This window comes from Candidatus Pelagibacter sp. PS_43 (assembly GCF_059417795.1).
In genome coordinates this window covers 1041121-1062897 of the sequence record NZ_CM182066.1, presented here as the reverse complement: position 1 = coordinate 1062897, position 21777 = coordinate 1041121, and the positions used below count along the sequence as shown (strand labels likewise).

Sequence of the window (21777 nt, the reverse complement as noted above, 5' to 3'; positions counted from 1 at the left end):
AAACTTGACGAGTTCTTTAACACATCCTATATAGTCACTAAATATTATGTCTAAAAAATGTGAATTAACTGGTAAAATTCCAATGAAAGGTCACAATGTTAGTCACGCTAACAATAAGACCAAAAGAAGATTTTTACCAAATTTAAAAAAAGCTAAATTTACAAGTGAACTTTTAAAGAGAAATTTAACTTTAACAGTAAGTAATGCTGGTGTTAGATCTGTCGATAAAAAAGGTACATTTGATCAATTTTTAAAAAGTGCAAAAAATAAAAATATTTCACCTAGACTAAAAAAACTAAAAAAGAGTATTCTAATTAAATCTCCATTTATTAAAAAAGCACCAAAAGCATCTCCCAGTAAATCAGCTTAATGAACAAATACTTTTTACTACTTTCATTAATAATGGGAGTTGTAGTGCTAGCATCCAATTATCTTGTTCAATTTCCAATAAATTATTATGGACTAGGTGAAATACTTACTTATGGAGCCTTTAGTTATCCAATTGCTTTTTTAATTACTGATTTAGCCAATAGGTCTTACGGTAAGTTTATTGCTAGAAAAATTGTTTATATAGGTTTTGTTATTGGAATAATTTTTACCTTATTTTTTTCAACAAACTTTGAAGATTTAATTTCAATTAGAATAGCCATTGGCTCTGGAGTAGCATTTTTGGTTGCACAGTTAATTGATGTTCAAATCTTTGATCAATTAAGAAAAAAAAAATGGTTTGTTGCTCCACTTACCTCATCATTGATTGGCTCAACTATTGATACTTTTTTATTTTTTTCAATATCTTTTTATGCAACTGGAATTCCTTGGATCACTTTATCATTAGGAGACTTATCTGTAAAAATACTTGTGGCACTTATAATGCTAATTCCATTTAGGCTATTATTAGGAACTGTTAAAGAGTCTAAAGCTTAATACAAAAATTTATAAGATAAAATTTTATAAGCTAATTTAGCTACTAGAAAATTGTAGGAATTAAACCCTTTAATAGGTGACAATTCATTTATATCTGCACCCACAATATTTGAGTTTTTAGCTGCTATTCTTATAATATTTAAAGTTTCATCCCACAGTAAGCCACCTGGTTCTGGCGTGCCAGTTGCAGGCATTATACTAGAATCTAATCCGTCAACATCAAATGTTAAATATACAGTTTTATTTTTTATTAATTTTTTGAATTTTTTTAAGTCCCACTTAGCCTTATCTTTTGCCCAAAAGATATCTATTCTAGATGAATTTTTTTTTAAAAAAGGTATTTCGCTCTCTGAGATATTTCTAATTCCAAACGAAATTAGTGACACATTTTTATAGTCCAAACATCTTCTGATAGCTGATGCATGAGAAAATTTTTCACCATTATAGCTTTCTCTCAAATCAGCATGTGCATCAAAATGTAATAAGCAAATATCTTTATGTTTTTTCACAAATGGAGCAATACAGCCAGGTGTAATAGAATGTTCACCCCCAAATGTTATTGGAAAAAGTTTTTTATCTAATATTTCTTGATTTATATTAGACATCTTTTTTAGGGCTTTCTTTATATCTTTATCAATCTTAAATGGCTTTAGAGTTTTAATTCCAATTTTTTTGTAAGGTTCACAATGTAATTCTTCATCATATAACTCGACCTGATGAGAAGCTTTAATAATTTCTTTTGGTCCATTTCTAGTACCCCCACCATAACTTACAGTTTTTTCTAAACCAAATGGAATAACGACAACCTTTTCTTTAAAATTGGTATTGTTATCAATCCCAAGAAATCCATTTTTATTAGATAGATATTTCAATTTTATTTAAATATTTTTGAGAAATTTTTTCTCGTTCTATTTTTCCAATCACCCTTATGATAAGCATCGCTTACAATTAAAGGTAAAACACTAGTAGCTTCCGCAAAGACCATTTGTTCTTTTGTAATATCTACTTTACCCCAAGAGCTTGCTTCTTTTAATGTTGAGCTGCTACAAGCTCCATCTCTAGAGTCTGCTACTGTAATTTGAACCGCATATTTATGCATTTCCACTTCTTTGCCAAGTAGTTCAGCACATATTACTGTATCTTGGATAAAGTTTTTAGGAACTCCTCCACCAATCATAAATAAACCAGACCCTTTTGATTGAATTTTAATTTCTGTTAATTCGCGAAACTCTCTAATTGAGTCTATAGTCATATGATTTTTTGGATTATTTTCTTGATGAATAACTAACCCAAATCCAGCACTTGAATCTGTAAAAGCTGGACAAAATATTGGAACGTTATTGTCATAAGCTGTTTCAATTAAAGAATTTTTTTTTACTGAGTTTTTTTTTAGGTATTTACCCATTGCATAAATAAACTCTCTAGAAGTATAACTTCTTGGCTCTAATCCATCTGCAATTTCACATATTCTTTTGTCACATTCTTGTAATTCATCTTCATCAATATAAGTGTCATATATTCTATCAATGTAGTTTTTTCTCAATTCCATATCATTTTGAAATTGTGATCCTTGATAATGCTTAAAACCTAAGGCTTCAAAAAAATCCATATCAACAATTGAGGCACCAGTCGCAATGATTGCATCAACCATATTGTATTTGACTAAATCTTTATAAATATTCATACAGCCAGCAGCAGATGTTGAACCAGCTAAAGTTAAAAAAATAGTACAGTCTTTGTCTTGTATCATTTCATTAAAAATACCAGCTGCATTTGCTGTTTCTCTAGAAACAAAAGACATTTTTTCCATTGATGAGATAATTTTTCTTGCATCAAAAGATGTGATATCAATATGTTCTACAGGGTTTTTTAGAAAATCTTTTTTACTATTATGAGTTAAGTTTTTGTTATCTGACATTAGGCAACTAATATAGCCTTATTGCTATTTTTACCATACATTGTCATTATTGGATCATCTTCTACTTCATAAATTTCGTTAGAATAAAAACCATTAAATTGAGTTCTAAAAGTAAGGCCATAAGCGCCAAGTTGACCCAATTCTATATAATCATTTTCTTTAATATTATTTGGTAATAGAAATGGTCCTTTCATATAATCCATACTGTCACAAGTAGGACCATAAAAATCAAAAGCAGTTAATTTTTTTGAAATTATTTTTCCTGTTTTAATTATACGAGAAGGGTAAACTATATTTGGTGTACCAGCATCGAAAAGAGTTCCATATGTGCCATCATTAATATAAAGCTTTTGTTTTTTTCTAAGATTTATTCTTACAATTGTAGAGCCACTTTCAGCAACTAGTGCTCTACCAGGCTCACATATTAATTCTGGAAGTTTTTCTAATTTTAAATTTTCTAATCCTTTTTTTATTTCTTCAAAATAATTATCTAAAGATTGAGGAACAAGATCAGGGTAGATTGCAGGAAACCCACCACCAATATTAATATAGTCAGGAATAATTTTTGTTTTTTTTATTATATTTCCAACTTCTAAAATTCCTTTTACATAAGAAATAGGATGCATACATTGAGAACCAACATGAAAACTTAAGCCAATTTTTTTTGCATATTGTTTTGTTAATCTTAACAAACCAGAAGCCTCAGAGGCTAAAGCACCAAATTTTTTAGATAAATCTATTTCTGCATGTTCGTTTGAAACTGCAATTCTAATAAATAATTCAAGATCTGAAGCACGATTTGTTGACTCAATTATTTTAATTAACTCATCTTTTGTATCTAAAGAAAAAGTTTTAATATTATGATTAAAATAAGCATCTCTAATACTTTCTCTACTTTTTACAGTATGCATGTATGAGCATTTAGCATTAGGATCTATTGCTCTTATATCTTTAATTTCTTGAATTGATGCAACATCAAAGTTTTCAATACCACTCTTAACTATTGTTTTTAATACTTCTGGATGTGGATTGGTTTTAACAGCGTATAAAATTTTACCAGGAAATTTATTTCTAAAATATGTAGAGGCTAACTGTATAGATTTTTTTCTAATACAATAAATTGGTTTTTCAGGTTTTAGTTGACTTACAAGCTCATCAACACTTTTAAATTTTTGCACTTTATATGCCTCCAAAAAAAATTTAATAAAAAAAAGTTTCTTAAAAAACTAAAAAACTTTCATATAAATCATGCAATTAAGGTAATAGTTAATTAATGTAAAGCAAATAATGGGTGTTGAAATTTTTAAAATAAACACCATATCTAAGGCATGCCTGAACAAATCAATCTTAAAAAACTAAGTGATTTTGACAATAAATCACTATTAATTGTTGATGATGACAACCCTTTTAGAGATAGACTTGCAAGAGCTATGGAAAAAAAGGGCTTTACAGTTTTACAAGCTGAGAGTGTGCAAAAAGGTATTCAAACTGTTAAAACAAATAAACCAGGATTCGCTGTTGTTGATTTAAGGTTGGCTGATGGAAATGGATTGGAAGTTGTTAAAGAAATACAAATTTCAAATCCCACAAGTAGAATTATTATGTTAACTGGTTATGGAAATATACCTACGGCGGTAGCAGCCATTAAAGAAGGGGCCATTGATTATTTGGCAAAACCTGCAGATGCTGATGATGTTGAAAAAGCATTATTGGCAGATCCAGAAAAGAAAGCTGAACCACCAGAAAATCCGATGTCAGCAGATAGAGTTAAGTGGGAACATATTCATAGAGTTTTTGAATTATGTAACCGAAATGTATCAGAAACTGCTAGAAGACTTAAGATGCACAGAAGAACTCTACAAAGAATATTATCTAAAAGATCTCCTAGATAAATTTTCTTAATTTAATTATTTTTTTTGCTAATAGAGTTAAAAGACAAATCTTAAATAATTCTGCTAATAAAAAAGGTGTTACACCTAAACTAAGTATTGGTTTATCCCACCCAATCAAAGTCCCAAGCCAGATTGTTCCAAATATATAAATTATTGAAACTGAAAATAATAATTTAGCAAAAATTAAAAAAATATTATTTTTCATATCTAGATATCCTGCAAAAAATACTGCAAATAAAAAGCCTATCAAGTATCCCATTGTTGGACCGGTAAAATAAACTAAACCAATACCTTTTTCTGGGGAATTAGAAAAAACAGGTATTCCAATAATTCCTTCTAATAAATAAACAGCTACTGTTGCAAGACCAATTTTATACCCAAATGCTAAACCTATGAAGAGTACAACAAAAGTTTGCATCGTCATTGGCACTGGATAAAAAGGTATTTTTAATTTAGCAGAAATAGTTAGAGCAATAGTTCCTAAAAAAATTAATATAAATGTTTTTGTAACTTTTTGAATTGAGTTTGTTTTTAATAGATCCATAGATAAAATTTACTATTTATTATTATAATAATCTAGTTTTTTATTAGTCTTAAAAATACATCTTCTAAATCACCATCATCAGTTGATATATCAACAATTTTGATGTTGTTTTTCTTTATTAAGTTTATTAATTTTTCCATATTAACTTTACTCTTTTCGTAAGAGACACAAACTTCATTGCCTATTTTTGATATTATTTCAAGAGATTCAAGGTCATTTTTTTGAATATTAATTTCTTTATCTGTTTTAAAAGTAACTTTTTTTGTTTGAATTCTATTTAAAAGATTTTTAGTACTATCTAGGGCTACTACATTTCCTTTGTTGAGAATAGCTATTCGATCACACATTTCTTCTGCTTCCTCAAGATAATGTGTTGTTAAAATAATAGTAACGCCAAGTTTGTTAAGCATTCTTACATTTTTCCATAAATTTTGCCTCAATTCGACATCAACTCCAGCGGTAGGCTCATCAAGAAAAACAAGAGGAGGCTGATGAACTAATGCTTTAGCCATTAATAATCTTCTTTTCATTCCACCAGATAAACTTCTGGCATAACTATTGGCCTCTTTTTCTAAAGACACTAGATTTAAAATTGTATCTGTAATTCTATCTTTTTCTTTTACACCATATAAGCCTGCCTGAAGGTCTAATAGTTTTCTTGGACTAAAAAATGGGTCTAAATTTATCTCCTGAGGAACTACTCCAACTGAAGCTCGAACCTGTCTGGGATTTTCATCTAGATCAAATCCACATACATTAACCTCACCCTCAGTCTTTATGACTGTCCCAGCTAAAATATTTATAAAAGTTGTCTTACCAGCACCATTTGGACCCAGAAGGCCAAATATTTCTCCTTCTTTCACGTCTAAGTTTAAATCATTTAAAGCATAAGTTTTTCCATTATGTTGTTTAGAATAAATTTTTTTTAGATTTTTAACAGAAAGTATATTTTTTTTGTCCATGTGCGTTAATACATTTATAATATCTAAAATAATTAAGATAACATTAATTTAATGGATAAAATAAAAAAAACAGATCATTTTTATTTAATTGATGGTTCAGGTTATATCTTTAGAGCTTACTACGCTCTTCCACCCTTAACCAGGAAAAGTGATGGACTGCCGGTTGGAGCAGTAAGCGGATTTTGTAGTATGTTATTTAAATTATTAGAGGATTCAAAATCAAATGAAAATTTACAAAAACCAACTCATTTTGCAGTAATTTTTGATTCAGCTAGAAAAACTTTTAGAAATGAAATTTATTCAGATTATAAAGCAAATAGATCAGAAGCACCCGATGACTTAGCACCACAATTTGAATATATAAGAAAATCAGTCCTAGCATTTAATTTACCATCAGTTGATCTTCCAAATTATGAAGCTGATGACTTGATAGCAACTTATACAGAACAGATATTAGCAAAAGGAGCTAAGGTTACGATAGTTTCTTCAGATAAAGATCTAATGCAACTATATAGAAAAGACGTTCGTTTATTTGATCCCATGAAGAATAAATTTATTACCCCAGAAGACATAATGAATAAATTTGGTGTAGAGCCAAAAAAAGTAATTGATGTTCAGTCATTAGCTGGAGATAGTAGTGATAATATTCCTGGAGTTCCAGGCATAGGTGTAAAAACTGCTGCAGAACTCATTAATCAATACGGAACTCTTGAAAAATTATTAGATAATGCTCATGAAATAAAACAAAATAAAAGAAGAGAAACTCTTATAGAAAATAAAGATAAGGCAATTATTAGTAAAAAACTAGTAACCCTTATGAAGGATGCTCCAGCTCAAAGAAAGATAGAGGAATTTCAATTAAAAGAAATAGATAAGCAGAAACTATATAAATTTTTAAGAGAAATGGAATTTAATAGACTTCTTAGCTCAGTCATTTCTGCGTATGGTGAACCTAAATTAGTAACCACTAAAACAGAAGGCTCAGTAAAAGAAAAACAACAAAATATAAGTAAGAAAAATTACCATCTTATTAGTAACGAAGAAGAGATGGAAGAATGGATTAATGAAGCTGAGGAGGCTGGTGAATTAGTAATAGATACTGAAACAAGTTCACTGGATGCACATCAAGCAGATCTTGTTGGAATATCGCTAAGCACAAAAATTGGAAAAGCTTGTTACATTCCAATAGCACATAAATTTGACGGATGCTTAGATAAAAATATTGTAATTAAAAAACTAAAGCCACTTTTAGAGGACAAGAGTGTAAAAAAAATAGGCCAAAATATTAAATTTGATTTTATTGTTTTGTACAAGCAGGGAATAAAAATGAATTCAATGGAAGATACAATGCTGATGTCTTATGTGCTTGATGCGGGAAAAAACAGACATAATATGGATACATTATCTGAGATCCACTTACAGCATAAAACAATTTCATTTAAGGAAATAGTGGGTACTGGAAAAAAAGAAATCAATTTCAGCGATGTCGAACTTGATAAGGCAATGGAGTATGCTGCTGAAGATGCGGATATTACTTACAGATTATATAAAATTTTTAATAAAAATCTTAAATTAGAGAAATTAACTAATATTTATGAAATTTTTGAAAAACCTTTAATTGAGATACTAGCCTTTATGGAAATTGAAGGGATAAAAGTTGATAATAGATTTTTGAAAGTACTATCCGAAAAATTCGAGAAAAAAATCAATAAAATAGAAAAAGAAGTTTTTAAAATTTCAAAAAAAGAATTTAATATTGCCTCACCAAAGCAATTAGGTGAAATAATTTATAATGAATTAAAAATAGCTGCCCTTAAGAAAACAAAAAAAGGAAGTTTTGCAACAAATGCAGGTGTACTTGAAGATTTGGCATTTAAAGGACATAAATTCCCACAATTAGTTTTAGATTGGAGACAGGTATCTAAACTTAAAAATACATATTCTGATGCATTACCAGAACATATAAATCCTTCCACAAAAAGAGTACATACTTCATTTTTATTAGCTGCAACAACAACTGGAAGATTAGCTTCAAGTGATCCAAATTTACAAAATATTCCTATTAAATCAGAAGATGGTAAAGATATAAGAAAAGCCTTTATATCCGAAAAAGGGTTCACATTGATCTCAGCCGATTATAATCAAATTGAAATGAGAATTTTAGCTGATTTAGCTGATGTTAAGGAGTTAAAAAAAGCTTTTAAAAATAATGAAGACATTCACACTCTTACAGCTAGCCAAGTTTTTAATATTGATATTAAAAAAGTAGACCAAGATATGAGACGAAAAGCAAAAGCAATAAATTTTGGTATTATTTATGGAATTTCACAATATGGTCTTGCAAAACAAATTAATGTTTCAAATCATGAAGCTAATGAATTTTTAGAAGCATACTTTGCTAAATTTCCAGAAATAAAAGTTTATATGGATGACACTATTAAATTTTGTAGAAAAAGTGGGTATGTAAATAATGTTTTTGGAAGACGATCACACTTTAATGGAATTAATGATAAGAATTTTAATGTTAGAAATTTTCAAGAGAGAGCCTCAATTAATGCACCAATTCAAGGTTCGGCATCTGAAATTATGAGACTTGCAATGATTAGAATTGATCAAAAGTTTAAAGAAATGAAAAATAATAAGTCAAAGATACTTCTACAAATTCACGATGAGTTAATTTTTGAAGTTCCAGAAAAAGAGGCAAAGAATATAACAAAGATCATCAAAGAAGAGATGACTAGTGTTACGAATAGTGATTTGCATGCTTTTTCAATCCCATTAACAGTGGATATAAATACGGGTGATAATTGGGGAGTACTTCATTAATTAATGAACATTGCCTAAATTAGAACAATTTAGTATTTTTAAAGTAGATTATGCAAACACAAACAATCGCTTTAATAGATGACGATCGAAATATACTTACAAGTATAAGTATTGCGCTTGAAAAAGAAGGTTTCAAGGTTCAAACTTATATTGATGGCGAGAGCGCATTAATTGGACTAACCAGAACACCACCAGATTTAGCAGTAATTGATATTAAAATGCCAAAAATGGATGGTGAAGAACTATTAAAAAAATTAAGAAAAAAAACTTCTCTGCCAGTAATTTTTTTAACATCGAAAGAAGATGAGATAGATGAACTGTTAGGGTTAAAATTAGGAGCAGATGATTTTATAAAAAAATCTGGAGGATTTTCCATAAAAGTTTTAATTGAAAGAATAAGAGTTCAGTTAAGAAAAAAAGATATAAATGTTAACCTTGAAGAGACCAAGAGTATAATTTCTCATGGAAGACTTAAACTTGACCCTTCACAACTGGAATGTGAATGGAATGGGAAACAGTTACCAGATAAACTTACAACAACAGAATTCTTAATAGTTAAAGAGTTAGCCAAAAGACCAGGCATAATCAAGGAACGGGCACAGTTAATGGACATAGCCTATAGAGAAGATACTGACATTGAAGATAGAACTATAGATAGCCATGTCAAAAGAATTAGAAAAAAATTTAAAAAAGTTGATCCTGATTTTACTGCAATTGAAACAAGATATGGCAGTGGATACAGATGGAACGTTAGTTGATGTTCACAAATTTCATAAAAAGCTTATCAATTTTAAAAAAATTTTTATTTATAAATTTAATAATTTTTTTAGTAATTGGTAGTCTGGCATTTTTGTATATTAGCAATGTTAAACCAATCTTAATTAAAAATAAGACTACCAAACATATTAAAATAATCAATAATACCATTGAACATATACTTCGATTAAATATAAAATTTGAAGAAGAAGATATTAGAAGATTTTTATTTTCAACAAGATTTTTATTTCAAAATTTAGATAGAGTTATTCTATTTGATAATCAATTTAATCTAGTGGGAGATACTGATACTCTAGATTTAGACCCAAGATCATTTTCTAATAGATTAGACATTGTTCAATTAGAAACTTTAAATGAAGAAAAAAGCAATAAAATAGTTGAAACGAAAAATATAAATAAGGAAAAAACCATTTCTTTAAAAGATATTTTAACAAATTATTCATGGTCTAAGGATTATGGAAAACCTTATACTTTTGTACAAGAAGGGTATGACCAGTTCCTACTGACAACAATAAACAATGTAATATTGGATGGTAAAAATATTGGCTATTTAGTAATTACAGAAAACGCCAACGATGTAAAGTTAGCTATTGATGAGAGAAAAACTTTTATTTTAAGAACAGTAATTTTTATTGTTATTGTTATTTTTATCTTTTCTTTTGTATTAAATAGATATTTTTTAAAACCAATAAAAAGTTTAGTAACCTATACAAAAATAATTAAAGAAAAGAGCAGGAAGAAAACAAATATAAACGAACTGAAAAATCGAAATGATGAATTGGGAACTTTATCAAATTCTTTAGATGATATGACAAATGAGCTTCAAAAAAGAATCTCCCATGCAGAAAACTTTTCAACGGATCTTGTTCATGAAATAAGAAACCCCTTAACGTCATTAAAAAGTGCATCTGAAATTCTAAACGAAACTGTTGATCAATCTCAAAGAAGTAAATTAATTGACATTCTTAATCATGATGTTCAAAGAATTGAGAGATTAATTACTGATTATTCTCAAATGTTGAAGGACGAGGTCGCTTTAAGTAAAGAAAAGATGAAACGAATTAATCTTAAAACAATAGCACAATCTGTTGTAGATGATTTCAACAATATTTATGAGGCTAAAAGGGGCATAAAAATAATACTAAATGATTTAAATAATCATGATGAATATTATATTAATGGAATAGAAAATAGAATTGAACAAATTATTGCAAATTTGCTTGATAATTCAATTTCATTTAGTGAGGACAATAAAAGAATTTTAGTTGAAATTTTTAAAGACGATAAAAATGGTATCATTTTAAAGGTTATAGATGAAGGTAAAGGATTTAAAGAAACTAATACAAAAAAAATATTTGATAGATTTTATAGTAATAGACCAGATAATTTTGGTGAACATTCAGGCTTAGGTTTAAACATAGTGAAAAATTTAGTTGAACTACACGGTGCTTCAATCAGTGCAGCTAACAATACAGTACAAAAGGGTGCAAATATTGAAATTATGTTCCCCAAAGCCTAAACATAAGTTGATAAATCAATTTTTTATTGCTAGAAGACCGTTCGATGGATGATTTTAAAGTAAAAGATATATCACAAGCAGAATTTGGTAGAAAAGAAATTTCTATTGCAGAAAGTGAAATGCCAGGACTAATGGCTTTAAGAGAGGAGTATCAAGGAAAAACTCCTTTAAAGGGTGCAAAAATTCTTGGTTGTCTTCACATGACAATTCAAACAGCTGTTTTAATTGAGACACTAGTTGAGCTTGGAGCTGAAGTGAGATGGTCTTCATGTAATATTTTTTCAACTCAAGATCATGCAGCGGCAGCCATAGCAAAAGCAGGTATACCAGTTTTTGCGTGGAAAGGTGAGACAGAAGAGGAATATCTTTGGTGCATTAAACAAACTATTGAGGGAAAAAAAGATTGGAAAGCTAATATGTTATTGGATGATGGTGGTGATTTAACTGCAATTATGCATAACGAATACAAAGATTTATTAAAAGAAATAAAAGGTGTTTCAGAAGAAACTACTACAGGAATTAAAGCACTGAATAAAATGGAAAAAGAGGGTTCTTTAATGATCCCTGCAATTAATGTTAATGATTCAGTTACAAAATCAAAATTTGATAATTTATATGGTTGTAGAGAAAGCTTGGTTGACGGTATTAGAAGAGCTACGGATGTTATGATGTCAGGAAAGGTTGCAATTGTTGCAGGCTTTGGTGATGTTGGTAAAGGTAGTGCTGCATCATTAAGAAATAGCGGTGCTAGAGTAATGGTCACTGAAGCAGATCCAATTTGTGCGCTTCAAGCAGCAATGGAGGGATATGAGGTTGTGTTAATGGATGACGCTATTGATAAAGCTGATATCATTGTAACAGCAACTGGGAATAAAGATATTGTTACAGCTGATCACATGAGAAAAATGAAGGATCGAGCAATACTTTGCAATATTGGACACTTTGATAATGAAATTCAAGTTGATGCTTTAAAAAACTATAAATGGTCTGAAATTAAACCAGAAGTAGATGAGATCGAGTTAGTTGATGGTAAGAGAATTATTTTATTAGCCAAAGGTAGACTAGTGAATTTAGGTTGTGCAACGGGACATCCTAGTTTTGTAATGAGTGCATCATTTACAAATCAGGTAATGGCTCAGATAGAATTATGGAATAACCATAAAAATTATGAAAATAAAGTTTATGTATTACCAAAAAATTTAGATGAAAAAGTTGCAATGCTTCACCTAAAAAAAGTGGGTGCAAAACTAACCAAACTATCTAAAGAACAAGCAGATTATATAAGTGTTGAGACAGAAGGACCATTTAAACCAGATGCCTATCGCTACTAATAGCGAAAAATTAGATATCTCATTAGAAGATAGAACCTCAGAGTTAGCTAAAAAAATCTCAATATCATTAAATAAAGCTGATGTTGTATTATTTCATGGTGAAATAGGTGTTGGTAAAACAACTTTTATAAAACATCTAATTAATAATTTACAAAAATTAAATAATATAAATCAAACAGAAATTACAAGCCCTACATTTAATTTAGTAAATGAGTATGATGTTGGAAAATTTACCGTTCAACATTATGATCTTTATAGACTAAAAAATATTGATGAGATAAAAAATATTGGTCTATTAGAAAATAGAAAGGAAGTTTTAACCTTAATTGAATGGCCAGAAAAAATAGAAAAAAATATTGAAGATAAGATAGAATTATTTTTTGAATATAATGATGATTTAAGTAAGAGATTTTTAACTATCAAAAATTTAAAAAACTAAATGCTGCCTAATAATTATAAATTAAAAAAATTAAAAGGTGACGCATCATTTAGAACCTTTTATAGACAAATTAAAGAAACAAAAAAATCTGTTATAGTTCATGCATCTAAAGAAAAAGAAAAAAATTTATTAATTTATGATGCAATTAATAGATTGTTAATTCAAAATAAAATTTTAGCCCCTAAACTTTATAGTGAAAATTATAAACAAAATTTTATAGAAATTGAAGATTTTGGTGATCAAACAATTTTTAATCTATTAAAAAAAAATAATAATCAACAATTAAACTTATTTAAAAAATCAGTTCAGCTTCTTCATAAAATTCAAACAATTAAAAAAAATAAAGTTATAAATTTTAAAAATAAAATTTATAAGATACCCCGTTATAGCAATAGTATATTGCACGAAGAAGCCAATTTATTTACCAAATGGTATGCTAAAAAATTTGTAAAAAAAAATAAATTTTTAAAGTTTAAAAGAGAAATTAATGAACAAATAATAATTTTATCAAGAAATTTAAGATGTAAACATAATGTTTTTGTTCATCGAGATTTTCATGTGTCTAATTTAATGAAATTTAATGGAAAATTAGGAGTGATAGATACACAAGATGCATTGATAGGAAATAGAGCTTATGATTTAGCATCTTTAATTGATGATGTTAGATTTAAAACCAGTCAAAAGTTAAAAGAAGATATATTTAGATATTATATAAAATTGAATAAAAAAAAAATTGATAAGTATAATTTAGTTAATGATTTCGAAATTTTATCAATTCTTCGAAATATGAAGATAATTGGAATTTTCACAAGACTGGCTATTAGAGACAAGAAGTTAAAATATTTAAAATTAATACCTTATACTTGGAGATTAATAGAACTAAGAATTAAAAAAAACCCAGTTTTTAATGATTTAAAGAAAATATTAGATAATAATTTTTCAAATAAAATGAGAAAAATTTAATGAAAATTAAAACCGCATTAATTTTGTGTGCCGGTTATGGAAAGAGGTTAAATCCATTAACACTAACAACACCAAAACCACTCTTAAAAATTAATCAAATTACATTATTAGAGAATTGTATTAACTTAATAGTATCATTAGGCATAAAAAAAATTCTAGTAAATACTTTTTATTTAGAAGAAAAAATCAAAAACTTTATAGAAGAAAAAAAATTTAAAATTGAAATTAAAATAATTAAAGATGGAAATAATATTTTAAACACAGGAGGAGGAGTTTTAAATATGGTAAATTCTTCAAAAGACATGGATTTTTTAGTTTTTAATCCAGATACTGTGTGGGGTGAAAATTATAAAAAAGATATAGAGGGTATGGAAAAACTATACTTCTTAAATAAAGTTAAGAATATACTTTTATTAGTAAATAAAAATTTTAGCTTTGATAAAAATTTGTCAGGTGATTTTAGCCTTAATAATAATGTGATTAAAAAAGATAAATTAAATAATTTAATTTATACAGGATGCCAAATTATAAATAAGGATTTATTTAAATCTTATTCAGTTCATAATTTTTCAATATCAGAGATTTGGAATAATTTAATTGAAAATAATAGTCTTTATGGTTTTGAAAGTTTAGAAAATTTTTATCACTTAACTAATCTCGAAGTTTACCAGAATTTATTAAAAAACTAGTAAATTTTTAGCTCTTTCTTTATCTAAATAAAAACACTCCTTAATATTAAGTGAAATATCTAAATCGATTAAAAGTGGATTGCCCGTAGGTATTTCTAATAATGATATTTTGTCTTTATCTAATTTAAATAAGTATTTACATAAAGCTCTAATAGAATTTCCATGTGCTGAAATTAAAATATTTTTATTATCCAAAAGTTTATTTTGTATTTCATTTTTGTAAAATTGAATGACTCTTTCATAAGTATCTTTAAGAGATTCTGTGTCAGGAATATTTTCTTTTGGAATATCCTTATACACTTCAATATTTAAAGGATGATAAGGGTTTTGTCTGTCTAATGGATCAGGTCTAATATCCCAAGATCGTCTGAATTCATGAATTTTTTTTTCTCCAAGTTTTTCTTTCATCTCATCTTTATTTAATCCAGTTAATGAGCCATAATGTCTTTCATTTAATTGCCAGGCTCGAATGAATTGTTTGTCATTCCCCAGTGTATTTCGAATAAATTTTAGTGTGTTAATGGCTCTTAATTGAAATGATGAAAAAAAATAATCGATATTTATTTTAATTTTTTTAATACTTTCTCCCGCTTTAAGTGCTTCTTGCTTTCCTTGTTCTGTGAGATCAACGTCCACCCAGCCTGTAAATCTTTTTTTTAGATTCCATTCACTTTGTCCATGTCTAACTAAAATTAAATGAGGCATTTGATATATTTTAATAACTTATATAACCTATAAAATGAATATAATTATTATGAATAATTTAATAAAATTTTTAAAACTCATATTCTATTTTTTAAACATAATATTAATTATACTCTATTTGTTTCCAGGCAGTATTTTTGGGTATTTTCTTTATAATGACTTAAATATTCAACCTCAAATAACTAGAGATTTTATTATATCTAGTAATCATTTTTATGCTTTTGCTTTACTTTCTTTTTTTGGTTTTTTTGCTTATCATAAAACTAAAAATTTAAATTTTTTATCTTTATATTTAATATTTCTATCAATTATTCTAGAATTTTTTCATCTTATTATTCCTAACAGAGGATTTGAATTTAGTGATTTATTTGGAAACTTAGTAGGTGTTATATTTGTAGTTATTATTTATAAAGTGATAAGTAGATATGCTTAAAATTAAAAATTTTATTTTTTTTTCAATATTTACTTTAATTTTAGGCTGTTCTTCAATTCCACAAAATACATCAAATAGTTGTTCAATTTTTAATGAGAGATATCTTTGGTATAAACACGCCAAAAGTACTGAAAAAAAATGGGGTACCCCAATTTATGTTCAACTGGCAATAATAAAAATGGAGTCCGATTTTGACTGGTTAGCAAAACCAGAAAGACAAAAGCTATTTAAAATTATACCTTTTAAAAGACCCTCAAGTTCTTTTGGTTATTCTCAAGCAGTCAAAGGAACATGGGAGCAATATAAAAATGAGACAGGTAATAAATTAGCAACAAGAGCAAGATTTAAGGATAGTGTTGATTTTATTGGTTGGTATACAGATAAAACAGAATCTCTCCTAAAAATTTCAAAACAAGATGCGTTTAGACAATATATTGCATATCACGAAGGTTGGGGTGGTTATAAAAATTATAAAAATAATCAAAAAGTTATAGGATTGGCAAAAAGAGTTAAAAATCAATCTGATAAATATAAATCTCAACTTAGAGAATGTCAGAAAAGATTAAATAAAAACAAATATATTATTTTTTAACGAAGCTGTTTTTTTAATTCAATGTCAACAGAATCTATTCGTTTAGTATTTTTTGCTAATACCAAATACATAGTTGGTGTCACATAAAGAGTAAACAATGTTGAGATGATCATTCCTCCCAAGATAGTTGCTCCTACTGCTAATCGTGAAGCTTCTCCAGCTCCAGGGCCAATGTTTCCAATAACAAGTGGTAACATTGCTATCATCGTGCTCATTGAAGTCATCATTATTGGTCTAAATCTTAATTGGCAAGCTTCTTTAACCGATGTTTCAATATTTTTACCAGCTGTTCGGAGTTGGTTTGCATAATCTACTATAAGTATACTGTTCTTGGTAGATATTCCAATTAATATAACAAGAGCGATTTGTGAAAAAATATTTATGGAACTATTTAAGAATAAAATAAAAACTAATCCACCAAAAAGAGCCAGCGGTACAGTTAACATAATTATGAAAGGGTGAATGAATGAATTAAAAGTTGCTGCCATTACCAAATATGCCGTTAAGAAAGCCAAAGCAAAAATAATAAATAATTCATTACTAGTTTCTTTTAATTCTTCTGATTTACCTTTCCAAGTAATTTGATTTTCTACTCCAAGATTTGAGATTGTTTGTTCCAAATAAGATATAGCTTCACTTAATGTATAATTTTCTGAAATATTTGCAGATATAGTTACTGCACTTTGTCTATTATATCTTGCTAGTTTTTTAGCAGAGCCTTCTTCTTTAAACTCTACTAAATTTGCAAGAGAAATTAATTTTCCAGTTGTATCAGATCTTACAAATATTTTTGCTAAACTCTCTTTGGATCTTCTATCCTCCAAGTACTGCTGCAAAATAATTGGGTATTCTTTACCCCGTTGATCAAATTTTGTAACAGTTTTGCCCCCATAAAGTGTCTCTAACGTTTTACCAATTGAGTCTGTTGATATTCCTAAGTCTTTAGCCTTATTTTTATTGATAATAAGTTTAATCTCAGGCTTATCTCTGGAATAATCAGACTCTATTCTTGAAAGTTGTTTATTTTTTCTAAGCTCTGATATTATCGTATTTTGAACTACTTCTAATTCTTCGTAAGTTGAGCCCAATATAACCATTTGAACTGGTTTATTAAAATTAGAAACACGAATTGATTGAGGCGATATTGGAAAAGCTACAGTTTCAGGAACAGTAACGATTTTTCCAATAGCTTCTCTCATCACAGTTTGTGAACTTTTTTTTCTATCAGCCCAATCATCTAGTAGAGCAATAATTATGAAACTATTAAATGAATTTCTATTACTTCCAAAACCTGGAACTCTCATAATAAATCTTTTATACGGACTATCCTTTGCCTGAAGGAGAGGTATTAATCTTTCTTCAACATCTTGAGCTCTTTTTTCCGTATATTCAAATGAACTTCCTTCATCAGTAAAACCAAGAACAAGATATACACCCCTGTCCTCTAAAGGTAACAATTCTTTTTTTGTAAATGTATACAAAATACCAGAAGCCAAGATAGTTAAAATAATAAATGAAATTATAATTTTCTGTTTATTAAGCCAATAACTTAAAGTTTCTTCATAAAATTTTGATAATGATTTAAAAAAAGCATCAAATTTAATCACTACTTTATTTTGTTTCGGTTGTTTAATTAAAAATTTGCTTGCTAACATAGGAGATAATGTAAGAGCAACGAATGATGATACGACTATAGAAACAGACAGTGCTATTGCGGTCTCTCTAAATAATGTTCCAGCAATTCCATCAATAAATATTAATGGTAGAAAAACAGCTACAAGGATTAATGTTGTAGCAATAATTGCAAAACTTATTTGTTTTGATCCCTTATAAGAAGCTACTAGTGGATTTTCTCCTTTTTCAATTCTAGAATAAATTGCATCAGTCATTATTACAGAGTCATCAGTAATAATTCCAATAGCTAAAATAAAACTTAATAAGACAAAAATATTTATTGAAAGCCCAAATAGATAGAGTCCTAAAAAAGAAGCAATTAAACTTACAGGTAGAGCAATTGCAGGAACAATTACCGCTTTTATATTTCCAAGAAATAAATAAATAATTATTACAACTAAAATAAAAGCTACCAGAAGAGTTTTGTAAACTTCATTAATAGCTGAAGCAACATAGTCAGCTCTATTAAAAGCAACTTCAATGTTAACTCCTTCAGGTAATGTTTTTTTAATTTCAGTTATTTTTTTTTTAATTGCTTTTGATAGCTCTACTGTTGAAGCACCACTTTTTGCATAAATACCAATACCTACAGTTTTTAAGTTTAAAGCTTCTTTTGTTTGAGCTTTAAATAATGTTTTTTCAGAAACTGGTCCAAATTCCACAACTGCGATATCAGAAAGTTTAACAATGCTATCTTTTAACATTTTAATTGGTAACTCTTTGATGGAATTAATATTATTATAAGACTTATCTAAATTTAAAGTTAGATCTATGTTGTTTGCCTCAAGTGTACCAGCAGGCAAACTTACATTTTCATTCCTTAATGCTCTCTCAACTTCTTGAATTGTTAGATTGTTTGCAGCTAGTTTTATAGGATCTATCCAAACTCGAACACTTAATTCTCTTAATCCTCCAGTTCTAATTCTGCCAACATTTTTAACACTTGAAAACTGGTCAACCAAATATCTTTCTGTGTAATCTCCAAGCTCTAAATCACTCCAATTATTTGAGGTTACTGCTAACCACATTGTGGTAGTAAACCCAGCAGATTGTTTTAATATCTGAGGAGCATTTGCTTCACTTGGAAGATTATCAACAACTCTTGCAACTCTTTCTCTGATATCATTTGCAGCGTCGTCTAAATCTATATCAGTATTAAATTCAATATTAACAGAGCTACTCCCATTTTCAGATGAAGAATCTATATTCTTTATTCCTTCAGCTCCTCCAATAATATCTTCGATTACTTGAGTAATTTCCTGATTAATGATTGATGCAGATGCTGATTTATAATCCACTCTAACCTGTACCACAGGCGGTTGTAAGCCATCAGGATTTTCTCTAACAGGTAATTCAAAAAAAACAAAAATACCAAATACAATTAATATAAGAGACATTACCCATGCAACAACTGGTCTTCTTATACTTACTTCTGTTATATACATTATTTTTTAATTGGTTTGATTTTACCTCTAGGCCTAACTTTCTTTAGCCCTTCAGCAACAACAAATTCTCCTTCATCAAGACCTGATACGATCTCAATAAATCCATTATTTCTAATTCCAATTTCTATTTCAGTTTTATTTGCAATATTATCTTCAGACACTTTATAAACAAAATACTTGCTACCCTCTACCATCATGCTTGTATCTGGAATCCCAAGAGAGTTTCTTTCATTGTAATTAACATCAATTTCTAGAAGGGACCCTGGAATTAATTCAGAATTTTCATTTTGAATTATAACTCTTGTTAATAAACTTCTTGTTTCTGCATTAATTCTACTTGAAACAGCATATATTTTTCCATGATATACTTTATTTTTCATACCTGAGAATTTTGCCTTAACAGGTAAATCTTTTTTGATAAAAGAAGCAAATGTTTCAGGGATTTTAATATCAGAATATAAAATTGAATTATCATCTAATGTTATAATAATTGAATTATCCGAGCCAAGAATATCTCCTGTAATACCTCTATATCCAAGCACACCATCAAATGGAGCAACAATCTTTCTATCTTTAAGCTGAACTATTAAATCTCCCTTTTTTACATTATCTTTTAAGGTTAACTCTCTAGTTAAATCATCTTTTTTAATTCTAAAAGACTCAGTTCTTTTTGAGACTGCAGTACCATAACTTTCAATTTTTTCAGAAAAATCTTTATATGAAACTTCTTTAACGATTATCCCTGGAGGTGGTCTTTTACTAAACTTTTTTGCAAAATGATTACCAATCATTGTTCTTCCAACAATTACAATTGTAATAATTAAAAAGAAAGCAATGATTGCTGAAGTAATTTTTGTTGATCTTTTCATATTTTAGCTTTTTCCATATTCACTCCATGAACCATCATAGATTACTGGATTATATTTATTATCTATTAAAGAATAAGCAAGTGCCAAAACTGCAGCAGTAACACCAGATCCGCATGTAAACACAATATTTTTGTCTAGGCTACTTTTTATTAAGCTAAACTTTTGAAAAATTTTCTCTTTATCAATAAAAGTATGATCAGCATTTATAAGTTCAGAAAATGGAAGGCAATAAGAATTATTTATAGAACCACTTCTTAAGCCTTTTCTTGGCTCAGGCACCACACCTTCAAATCTCTCTTTACTTCTTGCATCAATAACTAAAAATTCTTTTGTTAAAATATTTTCATTAATTTGGGCTTTATTTTTTACTAATTCTATTTTTTCATTAGCAGAATAATGAGAAGGTTCAATATTTACTATATCGTTTGTAGTGGGTTTTTTTTCACTAACCCATTTATTTAAACCACCATCTAATACTTTTATCAAATTTGGATTGTGTCCAAAATAAATGAAATTATACCAACATCTACATGAGCTAATAACATCTGAGTTATCATAAACAATAATCCGATCATCATTTGTAATGCCCATATTTGAAACAATATTTTCCCATGATTTATTATCAATCAGCATATGGGGAAGGTCAGTATCTTTTTTTGAATTTTTATCTAAATCAAAAAAAATTGCATTTTTTATATGTTGTTTATTATATTCTTCAAAACCATTTCTTTTGGTTTGAGGCATGTGCCATGAACAATCAATAATTTTTACTTTATTAAGATTTGTCATCAACCAATCAGTACTTACTAATGACATCTTATCTTTTTTCTAAATATCGTTGATGATATTCTTCAGCTGGGCAATAATTTTTCACTAAAGAAATCTTTGTTACTACTTTTCCAGATAACCTTGAATTTTCTTTATCAATCATCTGTTTAGCAATTTCTTTTTGCTTATCATTAAGGTAAAAGATTTCACTTCTATACTGAGTACCAAAATCAGGCCCTTGTGAGTTTAATGTTGTTGGATCATGTATTTCAAAAAAATATTCTAAAATTTTTTTATAAGAAATAATGGTTGGATTAAAATCTAATTTAACAACTTCAGCATGATTGGTAGTTCCTTCACAAACTTCTTTATAATTTGTTTCCTTTATGTCACCGCCACAATAACCAACTTCAGTTTTTATAACACCTTCAAGTTTACTAAATTTTATTTCAGGTCCCCAAAAACATCCTAATCCTAAGACAGCTATTTCCATTGATTATCCTTTAA

At 28.1% G+C, this 21777-nt stretch carries 22 protein-coding genes; 12 read left to right on the top strand and 10 right to left on the bottom strand.

Annotated features, from left to right (window positions below; genetic code table 11):
* Window positions 1-46: 46 nt before the first annotated feature.
* Both rpmB and AC5SLL_RS05790 read left to right on the top strand, forming a co-directional pair.
* On the top strand, window positions 47-370 hold the full coding sequence (gene rpmB / locus AC5SLL_RS05795; protein ID WP_494586430.1) for a 50S ribosomal protein L28: 324 nt from the start codon (window positions 47-49) through the stop codon (window positions 368-370).
* Entirely contained in the window at window positions 370-924 is a 555-nt protein-coding gene (locus AC5SLL_RS05790; RefSeq protein WP_271516214.1) for a queuosine precursor transporter, read from the top strand. The genes rpmB and AC5SLL_RS05790 overlap by 1 nt, the downstream gene beginning before the upstream one ends.
* Here the strand turns inward: AC5SLL_RS05790 and speB are convergent.
* From speB to AC5SLL_RS05775, 3 genes are read right to left on the bottom strand one after another with little or no spacing between them, the layout of a single operon-like run.
* Window positions 921-1796, bottom strand: a complete 876-nt coding sequence (gene speB, locus AC5SLL_RS05785; RefSeq protein WP_494572998.1) for an agmatinase — start codon at window positions 1794-1796, stop codon at window positions 921-923. The genes AC5SLL_RS05790 and speB overlap by 4 nt on opposite strands.
* 2 nt (window positions 1797-1798) lie before the next feature.
* Complete coding sequence (locus AC5SLL_RS05780; protein ID WP_494586429.1) at window positions 1799-2842, bottom strand: 1,9-bis(guanidino)-5-aza-nonane synthase; 1044 nt, start codon at window positions 2840-2842, stop codon at window positions 1799-1801.
* A complete protein-coding gene (locus AC5SLL_RS05775; RefSeq protein ID WP_494586428.1) occupies window positions 2842-4020 on the bottom strand; it encodes a type III PLP-dependent enzyme in 1179 nt (392 codons plus the stop codon). Before AC5SLL_RS05775 ends, AC5SLL_RS05780 begins: the two co-directional genes overlap by 1 nt.
* Window positions 4021-4170: 150 nt before the next feature.
* Between AC5SLL_RS05775 and AC5SLL_RS05770 the strand changes: the two genes are divergently transcribed.
* Window positions 4171-4734 (top strand): ActR/PrrA/RegA family redox response regulator transcription factor, encoded by a 564-nt coding sequence (locus AC5SLL_RS05770; RefSeq protein ID WP_494586427.1) that lies wholly within the window; start codon window positions 4171-4173, stop codon window positions 4732-4734.
* Here the strand turns inward: AC5SLL_RS05770 and AC5SLL_RS05765 are convergent.
* Complete coding sequence (locus tag AC5SLL_RS05765) at window positions 4727-5278, bottom strand: biotin transporter BioY (RefSeq protein ID WP_494586426.1); 552 nt, start codon at window positions 5276-5278, stop codon at window positions 4727-4729. The genes AC5SLL_RS05770 and AC5SLL_RS05765 overlap by 8 nt on opposite strands.
* Window positions 5279-5310: 32 nt before the next feature.
* Entirely contained in the window at window positions 5311-6240 is a 930-nt protein-coding gene (locus AC5SLL_RS05760; protein ID WP_494586425.1) for an ABC transporter ATP-binding protein, read from the bottom strand.
* Between the two features lie 51 nt (window positions 6241-6291).
* On the opposite strand from AC5SLL_RS05760, the gene polA reads away from it, so the two are divergent.
* The 7 genes from polA to AC5SLL_RS05725 are packed head-to-tail and all read left to right on the top strand — an operon-like array spanning window position 6292 to window position 14784.
* The gene (polA, locus tag AC5SLL_RS05755) at window positions 6292-9066 is read left to right on the top strand and encodes a DNA polymerase I (RefSeq protein ID WP_494586424.1); all 2775 of its coding nucleotides are present in this window, start codon (window positions 6292-6294) and stop codon (window positions 9064-9066) included.
* 50 nt (window positions 9067-9116) lie between these two features.
* Entirely contained in the window at window positions 9117-9824 is a 708-nt protein-coding gene (locus AC5SLL_RS05750) for a response regulator transcription factor (RefSeq protein ID WP_494572991.1), read from the top strand.
* Window positions 9824-11362 (top strand): sensor histidine kinase, encoded by a 1539-nt coding sequence (locus tag AC5SLL_RS05745; RefSeq protein WP_494586423.1) that lies wholly within the window; start codon window positions 9824-9826, stop codon window positions 11360-11362. The genes AC5SLL_RS05750 and AC5SLL_RS05745 overlap by 1 nt, the downstream gene beginning before the upstream one ends.
* Window positions 11363-11406: 44 nt before the next feature.
* Window positions 11407-12693, top strand: coding sequence for an adenosylhomocysteinase (gene ahcY, locus AC5SLL_RS05740; protein ID WP_494572989.1), 1287 nt, complete (start codon window positions 11407-11409; stop codon window positions 12691-12693).
* The gene (gene tsaE, locus AC5SLL_RS05735; RefSeq protein WP_271516227.1) at window positions 12677-13132 is read left to right on the top strand and encodes a tRNA (adenosine(37)-N6)-threonylcarbamoyltransferase complex ATPase subunit type 1 TsaE; all 456 of its coding nucleotides are present in this window, start codon (window positions 12677-12679) and stop codon (window positions 13130-13132) included. Before ahcY ends, tsaE begins: the two co-directional genes overlap by 17 nt.
* The gene (locus AC5SLL_RS05730) at window positions 13133-14095 is read left to right on the top strand and encodes an aminoglycoside phosphotransferase family protein (RefSeq protein WP_494586422.1); all 963 of its coding nucleotides are present in this window, start codon (window positions 13133-13135) and stop codon (window positions 14093-14095) included. It abuts the gene before it with no gap.
* Entirely contained in the window at window positions 14095-14784 is a 690-nt protein-coding gene (locus AC5SLL_RS05725) for a sugar phosphate nucleotidyltransferase (RefSeq protein WP_494572986.1), read from the top strand. Before AC5SLL_RS05730 ends, AC5SLL_RS05725 begins: the two co-directional genes overlap by 1 nt.
* Here AC5SLL_RS05725 and AC5SLL_RS05720 read toward each other — a convergent pair.
* Window positions 14773-15489: a 2,3-bisphosphoglycerate-dependent phosphoglycerate mutase gene (locus AC5SLL_RS05720; protein WP_494572985.1), complete on the bottom strand. Its 717-nt coding sequence runs from the start codon at window positions 15487-15489 to the stop codon at window positions 14773-14775. The two genes, AC5SLL_RS05725 and AC5SLL_RS05720, sit on opposite strands and share 12 nt — an antisense overlap.
* A gap of 49 nt (window positions 15490-15538) precedes the next feature.
* On the opposite strand from AC5SLL_RS05720, the gene AC5SLL_RS05715 reads away from it, so the two are divergent.
* Both AC5SLL_RS05715 and AC5SLL_RS05710 read left to right on the top strand, forming a co-directional pair.
* Window positions 15539-15922, top strand: a complete 384-nt coding sequence (locus AC5SLL_RS05715) for a VanZ family protein (RefSeq protein ID WP_494586421.1) — start codon at window positions 15539-15541, stop codon at window positions 15920-15922.
* Entirely contained in the window at window positions 15915-16514 is a 600-nt protein-coding gene (locus tag AC5SLL_RS05710; protein WP_494586420.1) for a transglycosylase SLT domain-containing protein, read from the top strand. The genes AC5SLL_RS05715 and AC5SLL_RS05710 overlap by 8 nt, the downstream gene beginning before the upstream one ends.
* Here AC5SLL_RS05710 and AC5SLL_RS05705 read toward each other — a convergent pair.
* The 4 genes from AC5SLL_RS05705 to msrA are packed head-to-tail and all read right to left on the bottom strand — an operon-like array spanning window position 16511 to window position 21763.
* Window positions 16511-19633, bottom strand: coding sequence for an efflux RND transporter permease subunit (locus AC5SLL_RS05705; protein WP_494586419.1), 3123 nt, complete (start codon window positions 19631-19633; stop codon window positions 16511-16513). The genes AC5SLL_RS05710 and AC5SLL_RS05705 overlap by 4 nt on opposite strands.
* The gene (locus AC5SLL_RS05700) at window positions 19633-20502 is read right to left on the bottom strand and encodes an efflux RND transporter periplasmic adaptor subunit (protein WP_494586418.1); all 870 of its coding nucleotides are present in this window, start codon (window positions 20500-20502) and stop codon (window positions 19633-19635) included. Before AC5SLL_RS05700 ends, AC5SLL_RS05705 begins: the two co-directional genes overlap by 1 nt.
* A 3-nt stretch (window positions 20503-20505) precedes the next feature.
* Window positions 20506-21318, bottom strand: a complete 813-nt coding sequence (locus AC5SLL_RS05695) for a rhodanese-like domain-containing protein (protein WP_494586417.1) — start codon at window positions 21316-21318, stop codon at window positions 20506-20508.
* Between the two features lies 1 nt (window position 21319).
* Entirely contained in the window at window positions 21320-21763 is a 444-nt protein-coding gene (msrA, locus tag AC5SLL_RS05690) for a peptide-methionine (S)-S-oxide reductase MsrA (RefSeq protein WP_494586416.1), read from the bottom strand.
* Between the last annotated feature and the right edge of the window lie 14 nt (window positions 21764-21777).